This is a genomic window from Brevibacterium sp. OS20 (assembly GCF_056837565.1).
Genome location: NZ_CM166367.1, coordinates 658,159 through 673,662, shown reverse-complemented (window position 1 = coordinate 673,662; position 15,504 = coordinate 658,159). Strand labels below are relative to the sequence as shown.

The window sequence follows — 15,504 nt, the reverse complement described above, 5'->3', positions numbered from 1 at the left end:
GGGAAGCCTCATTGGAGCCGTAGCCGGTCCAATAATTGGTGGATTCGATTCCGGCTAGGCGGGCTGGGTCATAATTTCAGGTTGCGTTCTCATAGTTCTGGCTGCAGTTGTTTCACACTCGATCAAGTCCAAAGACGCTACCATCCAGATCAAATCTAGCGACGTTCAAATGCTCCGTGACTCGACGAACACGATGCATGTAGAAATCCAAAAACTAAGCACCCAAGTGACGGAGCTGCAAGGGTCGATCGACCATCGGTTGAGGTGAAAAGCAGGCGAGTTTCCTCGACTGGCCCGTCGATATTCCATCAATTCGGTACAACTGCCAAATGCATTGGGCCGAACCCACAACGGTCGCCCCAGCAACTGCGCCGCTGAGAATTCTCAGTGGCGCAGTTGCGTTTTGGGCGGCCTGCAAAAGCCGCTGGGATGGCGGCGTAAGGTGGACTCAACGTCTCCACCGCAGAACGAGTGTGCCTCGTTTCGGCTGGTGGAGATCGCTATCGCTACCGCCCGTTGCTGTGCTGAGGAGAAGAATTGACGGCTGACCCGATCTGGCTTCCCGACCCCAATCAGACCCCGCGTCCGCAGATTGCCGACTTCATCGACTTCGCCAATCAGCGCACCGGACAGACTTTGGCTGGTTACGACGATCTGTGGAAATGGTCGGTGAGCGACCTCGACGGGTTCTGGGGTGCTGTCTGGGACTTCTTCGACGTCATCGCCGATGAGCCCTACACCGAGGTGCTCGCTGACCGGTCCATGCCCGGTGCCTCGTGGTTCCCCGGCACTCGACTGAACTACGCCGAGCACGCTCTGCGGGCCGGCCTTGATGACAAACTCGCCGACGAACCAGCCATCATCACCATCAAAGAATCCGGCGAGCGCACCGACACCACCTGGCGAGAACTCCGCCGCCAGGTCGGATGCGTCGCCGACTGGCTGCGATCCCAAGGAGTCGGAGAAGGCGACCGCGTCGTCGGCTACCTTCCGAACACCCACCACACACTCATCGCATTCCTCGCCTCCGCCTCGGTCGGGGCCATCTGGTCGGCCTGCGCTCAGGACTATGCCGCCGAAGGTGCCGCAACGAAACTCGGACAGCTCGAACCGAAGGTGCTCTTCGCCGCCGACGGCTACCTGTGGAACGGCAAGGCTTTCGACCGCCGCGACCAGGTCGCGGACTTAGCCAACCGGATGCCGAGCCTGCGGGCCGTGGTCGGGGTGGGCAACCTCGGCGAGGAATTCATCGATGAACATGGTGAGATCACGAACCTCGCCGCCTGGGACGATATTGCCTCCGGTGATGCCGAACCCGAGTTCACGCGCGTCGATTTCGATACCCCGCTGTGGGTGCTGTACTCCTCGGGTACGACGGGGATTCCCAAGGGGATCGTGCACAGCCACGGCGGGGTCGTCATCGATCACCTGCGTCTGCTGGGTCTCCACCTCGACATCCGGCCGGGTGACCGGTTCTTCTGGTACACGAATACGAACTGGATGATGTGGAACCTCGTCGCCTCTGCGCTGGTGGGTGGTGCGACCACGGTGTGCTTCGACGGCAGCCCCTTCTATCCGGGGCCGAGCCGGCTGTGGGAGATCGCCGCGGACACGAAGGCGAACGTGCTCGGGGTCAGTCCCGGGATCTTCCTCGCCGGGATGAAGGCCGGGATCGAACCCGGCAAGGAGTTCGACCTCTCCGCGCTGCGGACGATCGGCGCCACCGGCGCCCCGGTGCCCGCCCACTGCTTTCCGTGGGTGCGCGATGCCGTCGGCGAACGCGTGCAGCTGGCCTCGACGAGCGGCGGCACGGACGTCGTCAGCGGCTTCGCTGGATCCGCACCGAACGCTCCGATCTGGGCCGGTGAGCTGTCTCGGCCGGTCCTCGGTGTGGCGTTGGAGTCGTGGGATGACTCCGGTCAGCCTTTGGTTGGCGAAGTCGGCGAGATGGTCATCACCGCACCGATGCCGTCGATGCCGGTGAAGTTCTGGAACGATCCCGACGGTGAGCGCTACCGCGACACGTACTTCTCGATGTTCCCGAGAGTCTGGCGCCACGGCGACTGGATCACCATCACCGACCACGGCAGCGTCATCATCTCCGGCCGCTCGGATGCCACCCTCAACCGGCAGGGGGTGCGCCTGGGCAGCGCCGACATCTACGACGTCGTCGACGGCATCCCCGAGGTGGCCGAATCCCTGGTCATCGGTACTGAGCAGCCCGACGGCGGGTACTGGATGCCGCTGTTCGTCGTGCTGGCCGAGGGGGTTTCGCTTGATGACGCGTTGCAGGGTCGGGTTGCACGGGAGCTGAAGGAGAAGGCGTCGCCGCGGCACGTGCCCGATGCCATCATCGCCGTGCCCGCGATTCCGCACACCAAGACCGGCAAGAAGCTCGAGGTGCCGGTGAAGCGGCTTATCCAGGGGCATGCGCTGGGGAAGGTGGCGAACCCGGATGCTGTGGATTCGTTCGAGGCGCTGGAGTACTTTGCGCGGTTTACGGACGCGGGAGCTTAAATCAAAGCAACGAACATCGCCGAGGCGGCCCCACGATTTCGGTCGGGCCGCCTCGGCGAAGGTTTGGGGTATTCAGCTGTTGCAGCGTTTTTATGCTCTGGAATGAGTGCTCAGATACAAGCCGGGGCTGAACCTCTTGTCCTAGAAGGCAGTGTCAAAACGCTGGGCTTAGAGATAGGCATGGTCCACACCGAGAGGGCTGAACCCGTCAACTTGACGAAGCGCTCACCGATGTATTCGGCGCGGTCCTTGAGGAGTTCCATGAACTCGTCATCGAAGGGCGCAACCGTGCTTCGGACCGTCTTGGAAGCCTTCCAGTAGTCAGGGTGCCCGGATTAAACGGACCTCCCGGACCGGACTACAGCTCAACTAGAGCTTCGACCACTTTCCGCGTGGAACCGAATTGCGGCCGGGTGACGAACTCCAAGATATAGTCGCGAGCGCAGACTACAGATCGAGCCATGGGCGGGTCTCGTTCCGACGCTTAAGAACTAGAACGCCGTCTGGGTTATCTCCACTGATGGAGAACCGCCTTGAGCAGGACCCAAGAGAACTCGCACCTCCAGCTGAAGCATACGACTTCTCTATTCCGATTCATGTTGCTCAGGAAGTTGAACATTCCGACAGCTGGGAACCGAATACGCACCGCATCATGGTGGAATACATAAGTTCTAATGCACGGCTGTAGCCGTTAACGGTTTTTAGCCCGAATCGAAACCAGTTCGTAACCAGAACTGTCAGCGTTGTACCGCTAGAGTTCAACTCGTGGCATCAACTGAAAATACACTAGGCGATGGCGACGCCCGGATCGGGTTCATCTTCGATGAAGATCCGAGGACCGCTCACATGGCGACGCTACTGTCCAATGCGAACGGTGAAATCACACTAGCCATTCCCTGGATTAGCAAACTAGTCGGAGAAGAGTACCGACGGTGGTTCCTCTCCGGCTTTGCAAGCTTTGGAGACGACACAGATCAAACTAAGTTTTCCTATAAAATTCCCGAGGAACTCCATTTCAAGGACGCTCGCGGGGCACTCTGCCTAGTAGGAACCTATGGCGCGTCGTGGAGAGAGCGCGGGCTGGGCAGTCACTGTGGCCAAGGTACAGTAAAGATCCGCTTCGTAGTGCTCGGAGTTGAGCGCAGCTCCTACATTTCGGTCGATAGCCTTCAATCTGAACTGGAAGGGCTAGGAGATTGGCTTCGTCTCCGAAGCATGGAACAAGGGATGAAACGGGACGAAGCCGGTCGAGTGAAACGAATCGATATTCAACTCGAGACCCCTCCTCCAATTGACGTCGCGAAAGAAATGGGCGTTAGATTTGTTCCATCATTTAGGACCGACAAGGGACGAGCAGATGAAACGGTAATAACTGAGCGGGTCTTTGTAGAAACAAGTGACGCCAAGCCGCGAGACTGGGAAGACCATTTTCAAATACATCATGCTGTGCGCGACCTGCTTCGCATCTCAGCCTGGCAACCGCTGAACTATCTTGCTCATCGCGCACGCCGGCACGACGACCCGGACTTAGTAGCTTCGGGGGATATCGCAGATCGACCGTGGAGAAATGTCGTAACTCATGAAACTGGAATCAAACCTTCGACCGCAAGTAACCCCAATTTCATGTATCTCTTCTCCGACGTTGGCGAAAAGGGGGTCGCGAAATGGTTCTCTTTAAGAAAGCATTTTGGTCGAGGAATAGATATCATGATGTCTCTTTTCGAGAACACCGCTTCAATCAATACTAGGATTGCAGAATCTGGCATGGCTATGGAAGCTATAGGATATCTATTGGCTCTTGAATCCGGCATATCGGCTCGAGCGGCTAAAGACGAGCCCCACATGCGACGACTAGAACGTATTACAGAAGACTCTCGCCCAAATGTTCTTGCCCTAGAATCGGATCAATGGCTTCAGCGGGCCGCTGCTGTCTACAATTCCGTAAAGCATGCCAATAGAAAACTGCCAGATGCGACAACTTCCTACCTATCATGGCTCGAGATGTCATTATTGTTTCGAATATGGGTTTCAAAACGAATAGATGTCCATGAATCGAAGATCACTCTTAACCTCAACTCGAACCAACATTACAAAACAATCGAGCATCTACGGAAGCAGATGAGCTAGCGGTTTCAATCATTTCGCTACCCAGTTATCTTGAAACTATTCGCAATTAAATTCAGAAGGATCTTATTGAATATGGCAAGCACGAAAGACACTAGGCCGCACGAATCTCCAAGTGTCGTAATTTATCAACAACCAGACCACGTGTCGGGACTGCTCCAACAACTTTACGAGCGGCCCCTTGTCTCAACGGAGACCATGGAGTCGGGCGTGGACGGGGAATCCAAGTCTCAGGGCCAAGGCTCGACAGCGGTTAAGGCCAACCTGTCAGGCCAAGTTCCCGGTTTCGGAAGAGCTGGTCTGGAGGTAGGAGGAACAGCTGGAGGCGGGCTTGGTTCCAGAACATTGGAGACCACAAGAAATACTTATGAATTCGTCTATTCGCAGGCCTACTACTTGCATCACGTGCGCAAGGAACTTCGGCAGCGTAAGCTAATTCGCACGATAGCTACGGTTCAAGATGCCGAAAATCTTGAACCAGGAACTTTTGTAGAATTTTCAGCTAATTTTCGAGTCGAGCAATCGGCAGCGGTGCTCGACGTACTGAACCCTACCCTAGTCGCTGCCATCTATCGCACTGCCCGAATCAAGAAGTGGTCCAAATGTGAAACATTTGAGTCTTTCGAAGAATTTCAACAAAATGCCGCCAAATTCGACAAGACACTCGAGTCGGAGGTTAACTTAGCTCGCGAGATCACGGAAGCCGTGCGCGTGGATTTCAGGAGCGATAAGACAAGGGAATTCTATGGCGATGTTGTCGATGGCTTGACAGCAATCACAATATGCGACGCGGCCAATTTTACCGTTGCTGATGAAGATAGAATTCTTGATGGAGAATTCACTGTGCTAGGAAAAGTCACCGAACGTGCGATAAGAGATCGGGCTGTTTTTAGTCGGAATAAACTGTTGGATATTGTAAATCCGGAGTTGATAGATTCGGCATTTGGTGAGTTCAATCGTGTCATTCAAAGCGGCGGGCAGTCGATTGAAGAGAAGATGAGTGGGGAGTCGAATCTTTCACCGATTGATCTGTCCTTGAGTTCAAGGGTAGACGGTGCGTCTTTTAAGGTGATTCCGATTGCTATTTATGCGTAGATTACGAGGTTAGTGTAGTACGCCTGTGTCGGTCCCACCGGGCGGGTGAACTCGGGTGCTATCACCGCACTCTATAACGGGAACACTGACAGCACCTGTAGGGCGTTGCGTTCCTGATCGGTCGGTTCTCTCGCGGTGAGTCCGTTGCCGATTGTGGTCATCGTCGTCCTCCGTGTCAGAGGCCGCTTTCTGGAACCGTATCGGACTCCTGGCTGCCAAGCCACGGATGTCGACACGTAGAGCCAACCCGACCCTGTATGCCACTGTCGTGGAGGTACGGGGTCGGGCCGCCTCGGCGAGGGTTTCGCTACCTAGTGTCGAAGGATTCGACGTTCGGTCAAGGGATCATTCCCCGTCGATGTGTTCGGCTGCGGTCTCCTTCGTGTTCTCTACATTGGCGACGACTTCCGCTGATTTCAAGCGGGTCTTGATGCCGACGTAGAAGACGACGGCGGTGAAGATGGTGCAGACCAGCTCGCCCCAGCCGAACGTGAGCACGCCCATGGCGCCCTCGCCGTAGTTGCTCAGCAGGCTGAGCACGGCCAGTCCGCCGAGCCACAGGATCATCCACCAACCGGATTTGAACTGCAGCGGCGGGATCTTGCTGCGGTCGCTGAACGCATAGTGCAGGCCGAGGACGACGTAGCCCAGAGCCATCGCTAGGAACAGCTTCCAGTTCGTGTCCCACCCAGTCCAGAACACAATGAGGTTCGCAGCGAGGAACCCGAGGAACGGGAGGACGTCTCCACCAGGCAGGCGGAACGGACGCTCCTGATTAGGCAGCTGACGGCGCAATGCCGCCACCGTGATCGGACCGGAGCCGAAGGAGATGACGGTGCCGGAGGTGATGAACCCGACCATCTTCGCCCACGACGGGAACGGGAAGAACAGTAAGCAGGCGACGATGAACGTGATGAGCAGACCGAACCACGGGATGCCCTTCTTGTTCAGCTTCGTCATGGCACTCGGGGCATTGCCCACGCGCGCCTGCGAATACGACAGCCGCGGTGTGAGCGCGGTGAAGATCAGACCAGTGTCGGCCGGGGAGACGACGGCGTCGATGTAGAGGATGATCGCCAGCCACATGGCACCGAGCATGATCGCGATCTCCGCCCACGGTCCCGCCGAGTTCGAGAACGACAGTCCGCCCCAACCGTCCTTGAGCAGGTCGGTAGGGATGGCGCCGATGAACGCGACCTGCAGGAGGATGTAGATGATGCCGGTGAGCACGATCGATCCGATGACGGCGAAGGGCACGTTCCTCTGCGGGTTCTTCGTCTCACCGGCGAACTCCACACCCTGACGGAATCCGAGGTAGGAGAAGACAATGCCCGCAGCAGGCAGGGCCGCGAAGATCGGGGCAATGCCGTTGGGAGCGAAACCGCCGAACTCGGGCATGTGGAAATGACCGGGGTTGAACGCCAGCAGCGCCAGTCCGATGAACACAAGGACGATGACGAGCAGCTTCCACCACACGAGCACGTTGTTGAACTGGGCGAAGAACTTCACGCCGAACATGTTGATGATGCAGAAGACCGCGACCATCGCGATGCTCACGAAGATGCCCGGCACCGTGAGGACGAGCACCCCCTCTTTCGACTCCATCAGCCACGGCATATAGCTCGAGGCATACTGGACGGCCGCGAGCACCTCGATGCCCACGGTTCCCGCCGCCGACAGCCACGTGATCCACCCGCTGGTGTAGCTGGCGAACGAACCGAAGGCATAGTGCGGGTAGCGCACGACACCGCCGGCGACGGGGAACATGACACCGAGCTCTGAATAGTTCAGGGCCACGAAGATGATGAGGACCGCACCCAGGGCCCACGACAGAATCGCGGCCGGGCCGGCCATGCTCGCGGCATCGAAGGCACCGAAGAGCCAACCGGAGCCGATGATCGACCCGACCCCGGTGAAGAGCAGGCCGGTCTTGCCGATATCACGTTTGAGCCCTTTGTCATGGACGACGGTCACGCTCGTGGGCGAGCCCGACGACAGGGAACTTTGTGAGGGCATCTTTGCCTCCCAGGGTAGACGGCAGTTTATCCGCCGCTAGTTTTCTCCGATCGGCGTGTGATGTCAATTACATAGCCGTGTTATACGGCCAGGTCACAGACTCAAACGACCCCGAACACCTCTTTTCGGTGTTCGGGGTCGAATGGTGGAACGTTGAGGGTCACTATGTGAGGTTTGCGCCTCGAGGTGGGTGCCGACGCGGTGGGCGCGGGTCTCAGCTCCCGGCGTTCGCGTCCGCGGTCAGGTGGGCGCGCGCCTCGGCGAGCATGGCCTCACGAGTCGCAATCTTCACCCGCTCACGTCCCTCGGCCACACCGAGGGCCTTCTCGGCGGCCTCGAGCCGGTGATAGCCCTCCCAGTCCGTGAAGTCGACGCCCTTCGATTCGAGCAGCTCGACGATCGAGGACTCCTCCGGGTACAGGGGTTCGGTGAGCGCCCCGGCGGCCTGGTCGTCGAGGATGTGTCCGATCGTCTCGAGCGCATCGCCCTTCGTATGACCGATGAGCCCGACGGGTCCGCGCTTGATCCATCCGGTCGTGTACACGCCGGGGATGACGTCCGCCTCGGCAGCCTGGCCCTGATCTTCGGCGTCGACGACGCGTCCTTCGTGATTCGTGATGACCTTCTTGGCCTCGTCGAAGGGCAGCTGCGGCAGCTGCGTTCCCGCATAGCCGACGGCCCGGTACACGGCATCGATGTCCCAGTCGTGGAAGTCCCCGGTGCCGTTGACGCCACCGGTCCCGTCGAGTTCCTGACGTTCCGTGCGCAGACCGGTCACCCGATCCTCGCCGAGGATGGCCACCGGTGCGTGGAGGAAGTGCAGGTGCAGCCGCCGCTTCGCCCCGGTCTCCTCCCGCATCGCAAAGTCCGTGAGCGTCTTCGTCACCTGCTTGACCTGGTTGCTCGACTCGATGGCCTCGAGCGACCCCTGATCGAACTCGTAGTCCTCCGCGTAGACGATGATGTCGACGTCTTCGACCTGACCGAGCTCACGCAGCTCGAGCGGAGTGAACTTCGCCTGCGCGGGGCCACGCCGTCCGAACACGTGGACATCGGTGACCTTCGAGGACTTCAGTCCTTCATACACATGGTCGGGGATCTCCGTCGTGTGCAGGTCATCGGCCTGCTTCGCGAGCACCCGGGCCACGTCGAGCGCGACATTTCCGTTGCCGAGCACCGCGACCTTCTCCGCATCCAGCGGCCAGGTCTGTGCGACATCGGGGTGGGCGTCGTACCAGTTGACGAAGTCGGCGGCGCCGTAGGAACCGGGCAGGTCGATGCCTGGCAGCGACAGGGGTGCGTCGACGAAGCAGCCAGTGGAGAAGATCACCGCATCGTAGCGGTCGGTGAGCTCGCCGAGGTTGATGTCGGCCCCGTATTCGACGTTGCCGAACAGGCGGATGTCACCACGGTCGAGGACCTTGATGAGCGCATTGATGATGCCCTTGATCCGCGGATGGTCGGGGGCGACACCGTAGCGGACGAGCCCGAAGGGAGAGGGCAGGCGTTCGAACAGGTCGATGCTCAGTTCCAGGTCATGTTCGGCCTTGGTCAGCAGGTCGGCGGCGTAGATGCCGGCGGGACCGGCGCCGATGATGGCCACTCTGAAGGGAATAGCGGGCATGGTTTTCCTTGATCAGTCGGAGGTGAGCGAAGTGTCGCTCGTCGTCATTGAGAAGTCAGTCGCGGGGTGTTCAGTCGTCCGCATTCTGCGGCGGCAGAGCTGCGATGAAGGGGTGGTCTTTGTCGACGATCCCGTGAGCGGCTGCTCCGCCCGGGGAGCCGATGTCGTCGAAGAATTCGACGTTCGCCTTGTAGTAGGCCTCCCACTCATCGGGCACATCGTCTTCGTAGAAGATCGCCTCGACGGGGCACACGGGTTCGCACGCCCCGCAGTCGACGCATTCGTCGGGGTGGATGTAGAGAGAACGGGTGCCTTCGTAGATGCAGTCGACCGGGCATTCCTCGATGCAGGCTCGGTCCTTCAGATCCACGCACGGTTGGGCGATGATGTAGGTCATGGGTTCCTCACGAGTTCGGATGCGTGCGCTGGCACAGGCTCTGTCGCCTGGGTGAACGCACCATCGGCGTAGGGGCTCAAGGTCACGACATCACCGGCGACGATCACGGCCGGTGAGCGGACGCCTCGGCGAGCCGCGCGGAAGGCGATGTCGCCGAGGGTTCCGATGGTCACTCGTTGGTTCTCACCGAAACCGTCTTCGACGATCGCGACCGGGCAGTCGTCACCGCGCCCGGATCGGGCGAGCACCATCGCCGAATTGATGAGTGTGCCCACTCCCATGAGCACGACGACGGTGTGGTCGCGTCCCCCGCCGATCTCGCTGAGCTGGTCGTGACCGGTCACGACCGTGTACGAGGTGGCGACGCCTCGGTGGGTGAGCGGGATTCCGGCGACCGCGGGAACGGAGTTCGCGCTGGTCACCCCGGGAACGACGCGGACATCGACTCCGGCGGCCCGGCAGGCGATGACCTCCTCTCCCCCACGTCCGAGGACGAACGGGTCCCCGCCCTTGAGTCGGACGACCCGACGGCCGAGCTTCGCCTGTGTGATGAGGATGTCGTTGATCCCGCTCTGCGGCACCGGATGGTGCCCCGGAAGCTTGCCGACGTCGATGATCTCCGCGTCCAGGGGTGCGCCGCGTTCGGTTTCGAGCTGATCGATGACCGATCGGGCGCCGAGGCGGTCGGCCACGATGACGTCGGCGCGTTCCAATGCGCGCAGACCGGTGACGGTGAGCAGTCCGAGATCGCCCGGTCCGGCACCGACGAGCAGCACCGTGCCCGGCTGCTGTGGGAGGAAGAGCGTCATGACTGGTCCTCGGTGGATTCGGGGCTGGGGGCCGCCTCGGGGGTGTGGATTCCCGCGGCGAGGGTGTTGCCCGTCTGCGGGTCGATGACGACGAAGGCACCGGCCGTGCCGTGGTCGCGGAAGTCCGGGACCGGCAGTTCGGCGGACAGCTTCACCCGGGCCAGGCCGATGTCGTTGCCGGCGAGCACCTCGGCGGGTTCGGTCTCGGAGGTCTCGAGGTTGCGTTTGGCCTCGATGGTGACGATCCCCTTCACGGTCGTCGTCCCCGTCTTGATGAGCACCCGATCCCCCGTGCGCAGGCCCTCGGCCGTGAACGGGAATACCTCGGCGCGCAGTTCCCGGCGCGGGGTGGGCAGGGTGCCGGCCGCGGCGATGACGCTGCCACGGGCGGTATCGACGTCATCGGCCAACCGCAGCGCCACCGACAGCGGCGCACTCGCGGTCTCAAGGGGACCGCTGGCGGTATCGATTCCGGTCACCGTCGTTTTCAGCCCGGCAGGATGGATCTCGATCTCATCGCCGAGGCTGACCCGCCCGGCCGTGATCTGTCCGGCCACGGCCCGGTAGTCCCGGAATTCCTCGGGGTCGAGACCCGGTGCCAGGCCCCCTTGGGGACGCAGCACGGTCTGCACGTCGAGGCGGAAGGCCTCGAGGTCGGCGGTGTCCTCGTCCGCACTCGGCAGGGTCTCGAGGAGTTCGAGCAGCGCCGGCCCGGTGTACCAGGGAGTGCTGTCCGAGGTGGTGGCGACATTGTCCCCGGCCAGGGCGGAGATCGGAATGAGGTGCGGGGTCTCGAGGCCGATCTCGTCGGCGAGTGCCTTGATGTCGTTCTCGACCGTCTCGATCGCCGCCTGGTCGTAGTCGATGAGGTCGATCTTGTTGACGGCGATGATGACGTGGCGGATGCCCAGTCGGGAGACGACGGTGAGGTGCCGGCGAGTCTGTTCGGTCGCGCCGGTGCGGGCGTCGATGAGGACGACGACAGCATCGGCGGTCGAGGCTCCCGTGACCATGTTCCGCGTGTACTGCACGTGTCCGGGGCAGTCGGCGAGGATGAACGAGCGACGGTCGGTGGCGAAGTACCGGTAGGCGACGTCGATGGTGATGCCCTGTTCGCGTTCGGCCCGCAGACCGTCGGTGAGCAGAGCGAAATCGAACTCACCTCCCAGGAATCCGCGTTCCCGGCTGGTGGCGGTCACGGCGGCGAGCTGGTCGGCGAGGATCGCCTTCGCATCGTGGAGAAGCCGGCCGACGAGCGTGGATTTCCCGTCGTCGACGGATCCGGCGGTGGCGAAGCGCAGCAGCGTCTTCGTCGTCGTATCCAACGTCGGCGTCGCCTCGGTGGTGGTTGTTTCGGTGGTGGTTGTCGTCGTCATCAGAAGTACCCGTCCTTCTTGCGGTCTTCCATCGCCGCGGCCGAGATCCGGTCGTCGGCGCGAGTGGCTCCGCGCTCGGTCACAGTGGTGGCGGCCACCTCGGCGAGGATGGACTCGAGGTCATCGGCGCTCGATTCGACGGCCCCAGTGCAGCTCATATCCCCGACGGTGCGGTAGCGGACCTTCTTGGTCGTGACGGTCTCGCCGTCGCGCGGGGTGGAGAATTCGCCCGTGGCCCACCACATGCCGTCGCGTTGGAAGACTTCGCGATCGTGGGCGAAGTAGAGCTCGGGCAGTTCGATCCCTTCGCGGGCGATGTAACTCCACACGTCGAGTTCGGTGAAGTTCGAGATCGGGAACACGCGCACGTGTTCGCCGGGCAGGTGGCGGCCGTTGAAGAGGTTCCACAGTTCAGGCCGCTGGCTGCTGGGGTTCCAGCCGCCGAATTCGTCGCGGAGGGACAGGATGCGTTCCTTCGCGCGGGCTTTGTCCTCGTCGCGGCGGGCACCGCCGAAGACAGCGTCGAACTTCCCGCCGGTGATGGCGTCGAGCAGCGGCTGGGTCTGCAGCGTGTTGCGGGTCCCGTCGGGGCGTTCGCGCAGGCGACCGTCGTCGATGTAGTCCTGGACCTTCGCCACCGTGAGGTCGAGGCCGTACTTCTCCGCCGTCTCATCGCGGAAGCGGATGATCTCGTCGAAGTTGTGGCCGGTGTCGACGTGGAGGAGTCCGAACGGGATCTTCGCCGGCCAGAACGCCTTCGCCGCGAGGTGGAGGACCGTCACGGAGTCCTTGCCGCCGGAGAACAGCAGCACGGGGCGCTCGAACTCGGCGGCGACCTCACGGATGATGTGGATCGCTTCGGATTCGAGGACGTCGAGGGTGGACAGGCTCGCACCCGGGTTGTGGGCGGGTGTCGCCTCGGCGGTGTGGGTGTCGTGGTTGAACTGGGTGTCGATGCTCATGTGTGGAGTCCGCATTCTGTTTTGGTCGATCCGGCCCAACGGCCGGCGCGGGGGTCTTCCCCTTCGGCGACGGGGCGAGTGCAGGGCTGGCAGCCGATCGACGGGTACCCCTGTGACAGCAGCGGGTTGACCGGGACGTCGAAGGCGCGGGAATAGTCGAGGAGATCATCGAAGGACCACGCAGCCAGGGGGTTGACCTTGACGAGCCCGTTCTTCTCATCGAAGGTGATCAGCGGCGTATTCGTCCTGGTGGGAGACTCATCACGGCGGACTCCAGTGAACCAGAGTTCGTAGCCGTTGAGCGACTTCTTCAACGGTGCGACCTTACGGCGGGCGCAGCACAGGCCCGGGTCGCGGGCGAAGAGGTCCTTGCCGAATTCGGCGTCCTGCTCTTCCACGGTCTGCTCCGGGAGGACGTCGACGATGTGGACGTCGACACGGCGGGCCACCTCGTTGCGGGTGTCATAGGTCTCCCGGAAGTGATAGCCGGTGTCGAGGAAGAGGACATCAACGCCGGGCTGGTACTGGGCGACGTAATGCGGCAGTGCCGCGTCGGCCATCGAGCAGGCCACGGCGCAGGCCGCGGTGTCGAAGTTCCGGGACACCCAGCGGATGACGTCGGCGGGGTTGGCCTCGGGAACACCGTTCTCCGGGTCACCGGCGAGCTCACGGGCACCCGCCTCGGCGAGGGCCTTGAGTTCCTCGACGGGGCGCGGTTCGGGGCGGGACTGCGTCGCTGCCCCTCCCTTCGCCGCGGTTGCGGAGGTGGGCGTCGCCTCGGTGGTGGTCGTGTTCGTACGGGTCATACCAGTTCCTCCTCGTCAACGCGGTGGGCCCATTCGGAGAAAGTCTCGGTCTCCCCACGCCCGGCGAGGAAGCGACGGACGAGCTTCTCGACGTAGTCGCTGAGGTTCTCGGCGGTGACCTTGAGCCCGCGGACGGTGCGGCCGAGTCCGGCCTCGTCGCGGTCTTTCGAGGCCAGGCCCCCGCCGACGTGGACCTGGAATCCGGGGACCTGTTCGCCTTCGTCGGTGGTGACGATCTGGCCTTTGAGCCCGATGTCGGCGGTCTGGATGCGGGCGCAGGAGTTCGGGCAGCCGTTGAGGTGGAAGCTGATCGGGTGGGGCAGCTCCTCGATGTCGGCGAGGCGCTCTTCGAGCTTCGTGATGGTGTCGGCTGCGGTCTGCTTGGTCTCGACGATGGCGAGTTTGCAGTATTCGATGCCGGTGCACGCGATCGTCGAGCGGCGGAAGAGGTCCTTGCGGCTGGAGAGGCCCAAGGCGTCAAGCTCGGCGACGACGGCTTCGACGTCCTTCTCCTCGATGTCGAGGAGGAGGAACTTCTGGTGCGGGGTGGTGCGCAGGCGGGTAGAGCCGTACTTGTCGGCAAGGTCGGCGACCTGGCTGAGCAGGGTGCCCGAGACGCGGCCGACGACGGGGCTGACCCCGATGTAGTAGCGGCCGTCGGTCTGCTTGTGCACGCCGACGTGGTCGCCGGCGGTGATCGGCTTGGCCGGTCCCGGACCGTCGGCGAGTTTGTATCCGAGGTATTCGGTTTCGAGGATCTCGCGGAACTTCTCCGGACCCCAATCGGCGAGCAGGAACTTCAGACGGGCCTTGTTGCGCAGGCGGCGGAAGCCGTAGTCGCGGAAGATCGAGGTCACTCCCAGCCAGGTCTCGACGACCTGGTCGGGGGCGACCCAGGCGCCGAGGCGTTCGGCGAAGCGGGGGACGACGGACAGGGCGCCGCCGACCCACAGGTCGTAGCCGATGCCGTGTTCGGGGTGTTCGACGGCGACGAAGGAGCAGTCGTTGATCTCGTGGACGACGTCTTGGCTGGGGTGGCCGGTGATCGCGGTCTTGTATTTGCGGGGCAGGTTCGACAGGCTCTGGTCGCCGATGTAGCGGCGGGAGATCTCTTCGATCGCCGGGGTCGGGTCGATGAGTTCGTCGGCGGCGATGCCGGCGACGGGTGAGCCGAGGATGACGCGGGGGACGTCGCCGCAGGCTTCGGTGGTCTGCAGGCCGACGGCTTCGAGGCGGCGCCAGATCTCGGGGACGTTCTCGATCTCGATCCAGTGCAGCTGGATGTTCTGGCGGTCGGTGAGGTCGGCGCTGTCGCGGGCGAATTCGGTGGAGATGTCGGCGATCGTGCGCAGCTGCTCGGTGGTGAGCTTTCCGCCGTCGATGCGGACACGCAGCATGAAGTACTCGTCCTCGAGCTCATGCGGCTCGAGCTTCGCGGTGCGGCCGCCATCGATTCCGGGTTTGCGCTGCGTGTACAGGCCCCACCAGCGGAAGCGGCCGTGCAGGTCGTCGGAGTCGATCGACGAGAATCCGCGCTTGGAGTAGATGGTCTCAATTCGGGCGCGAACGTTGAGGCCGTTGTCTTCGGCCTTGTCGATCTCATTTTTGTTCAACGGTTCATGGCCGTCGATCTTCCACTGCCCATTGGACTTCTTCGGGCGGGCGGGCCGCTTTGCGGCCTGTTTACCTGCCGTTTCCTTGTTCTCTTCCACCTGAGTGGACATTGCTGTCTCCAAACGCTGAGGGGAACCAGTGATGAATCACGCTACACGAATGCC

11 protein-coding genes are annotated in these 15,504 nt (G+C 61.9%); 3 read left to right on the top strand and 8 right to left on the bottom strand.

Going from position 1 to position 15,504, the window contains the following annotated elements; all coding sequences use genetic code 11:
- Positions 1-537: 537 nt before the first annotated feature.
- The 3 genes from ACVZTU_RS02875 to ACVZTU_RS02865 all read left to right on the top strand — a co-directional run bounded on the left by ACVZTU_RS02875 (position 538) and on the right by ACVZTU_RS02865 (position 5,736).
- Entirely contained in the window at positions 538-2,517 is a 1,980-nt protein-coding gene (locus tag ACVZTU_RS02875; RefSeq protein WP_482401346.1) for an acetoacetate--CoA ligase, read from the top strand.
- Positions 2,518-3,282: 765 nt separating this feature from the next.
- On the top strand, positions 3,283-4,644 hold the full coding sequence (locus ACVZTU_RS02870) for an ApeA N-terminal domain 1-containing protein (RefSeq protein ID WP_482401345.1): 1,362 nt from the start codon (positions 3,283-3,285) through the stop codon (positions 4,642-4,644).
- 72 nt (positions 4,645-4,716) lie between these two features.
- Positions 4,717-5,736: a DUF6414 family protein gene (locus ACVZTU_RS02865; RefSeq protein WP_482401344.1), complete on the top strand. Its 1,020-nt coding sequence runs from the start codon at positions 4,717-4,719 to the stop codon at positions 5,734-5,736.
- A 345-nt stretch (positions 5,737-6,081) separates the two neighbouring features.
- On the opposite strand, the gene ACVZTU_RS02860 is transcribed toward ACVZTU_RS02865, so the two are convergent.
- The 8 genes from ACVZTU_RS02860 to ACVZTU_RS02825 all read right to left on the bottom strand — a co-directional run bounded on the left by ACVZTU_RS02860 (position 6,082) and on the right by ACVZTU_RS02825 (position 15,450).
- Positions 6,082-7,752: an APC family permease gene (locus tag ACVZTU_RS02860; RefSeq protein ID WP_482401343.1), complete on the bottom strand. Its 1,671-nt coding sequence runs from the start codon at positions 7,750-7,752 to the stop codon at positions 6,082-6,084.
- Between the two features lie 214 nt (positions 7,753-7,966).
- Positions 7,967-9,376: an FAD-dependent oxidoreductase gene (locus tag ACVZTU_RS02855; RefSeq protein ID WP_482401342.1), complete on the bottom strand. Its 1,410-nt coding sequence runs from the start codon at positions 9,374-9,376 to the stop codon at positions 7,967-7,969.
- Positions 9,377-9,446: 70 nt separating this feature from the next.
- Positions 9,447-9,773: a ferredoxin gene (fdxA, locus tag ACVZTU_RS02850; protein ID WP_482401341.1), complete on the bottom strand. Its 327-nt coding sequence runs from the start codon at positions 9,771-9,773 to the stop codon at positions 9,447-9,449.
- Entirely contained in the window at positions 9,770-10,582 is an 813-nt protein-coding gene (gene cobA, locus ACVZTU_RS02845) for a uroporphyrinogen-III C-methyltransferase (RefSeq protein ID WP_482401340.1), read from the bottom strand. Before cobA ends, fdxA begins: the two co-directional genes overlap by 4 nt.
- A complete protein-coding gene (locus tag ACVZTU_RS02840) occupies positions 10,579-11,958 on the bottom strand; it encodes a sulfate adenylyltransferase subunit 1 (RefSeq protein WP_482401339.1) in 1,380 nt (459 codons plus the stop codon). The genes cobA and ACVZTU_RS02840 overlap by 4 nt, the downstream gene beginning before the upstream one ends.
- Positions 11,958-12,920 carry a sulfate adenylyltransferase subunit CysD gene (gene cysD, locus ACVZTU_RS02835; RefSeq protein WP_482401338.1) on the bottom strand — a complete coding sequence of 321 codons (963 nt, stop codon included), beginning with the start codon at positions 12,918-12,920 and terminating at the stop codon, positions 11,958-11,960. The genes ACVZTU_RS02840 and cysD overlap by 1 nt, the downstream gene beginning before the upstream one ends.
- Entirely contained in the window at positions 12,917-13,726 is an 810-nt protein-coding gene (locus tag ACVZTU_RS02830) for a phosphoadenylyl-sulfate reductase (protein ID WP_482401337.1), read from the bottom strand. Before ACVZTU_RS02830 ends, cysD begins: the two co-directional genes overlap by 4 nt.
- On the bottom strand, positions 13,723-15,450 hold the full coding sequence (locus ACVZTU_RS02825; protein ID WP_482401336.1) for a nitrite/sulfite reductase: 1,728 nt from the start codon (positions 15,448-15,450) through the stop codon (positions 13,723-13,725). Before ACVZTU_RS02825 ends, ACVZTU_RS02830 begins: the two co-directional genes overlap by 4 nt.
- Positions 15,451-15,504: the final 54 nt, after the last annotated feature.

Bases quoted from the DNA above. Each gene is read 5' to 3' on its own strand.
- ACVZTU_RS02865 (WP_482401344.1), top strand. From the start codon at position 4,717: ATGGCAAGCACGAAAGACACTAGGCCGCACGAATCTCCAAGTGTCGTA.
- ACVZTU_RS02860 (WP_482401343.1), bottom strand. From the start codon at position 7,752: ATGCCCTCACAAAGTTCCCTGTCGTCGGGCTCGCCCACGAGCGTGACC.
- ACVZTU_RS02855 (WP_482401342.1), bottom strand. From the start codon at position 9,376: ATGCCCGCTATTCCCTTCAGAGTGGCCATCATCGGCGCCGGTCCCGCC.
- fdxA (WP_482401341.1), bottom strand. From the start codon at position 9,773: ATGACCTACATCATCGCCCAACCGTGCGTGGATCTGAAGGACCGAGCC.
- cobA (WP_482401340.1), bottom strand. From the start codon at position 10,582: ATGACGCTCTTCCTCCCACAGCAGCCGGGCACGGTGCTGCTCGTCGGT.
- ACVZTU_RS02840 (WP_482401339.1), bottom strand. From the start codon at position 11,958: ATGACGACGACAACCACCACCGAAACAACCACCACCGAGGCGACGCCG.
- cysD (WP_482401338.1), bottom strand. From the start codon at position 12,920: ATGAGCATCGACACCCAGTTCAACCACGACACCCACACCGCCGAGGCG.
- ACVZTU_RS02830 (WP_482401337.1), bottom strand. From the start codon at position 13,726: ATGACCCGTACGAACACGACCACCACCGAGGCGACGCCCACCTCCGCA.
- ACVZTU_RS02825 (WP_482401336.1), bottom strand. From the start codon at position 15,450: ATGTCCACTCAGGTGGAAGAGAACAAGGAAACGGCAGGTAAACAGGCC.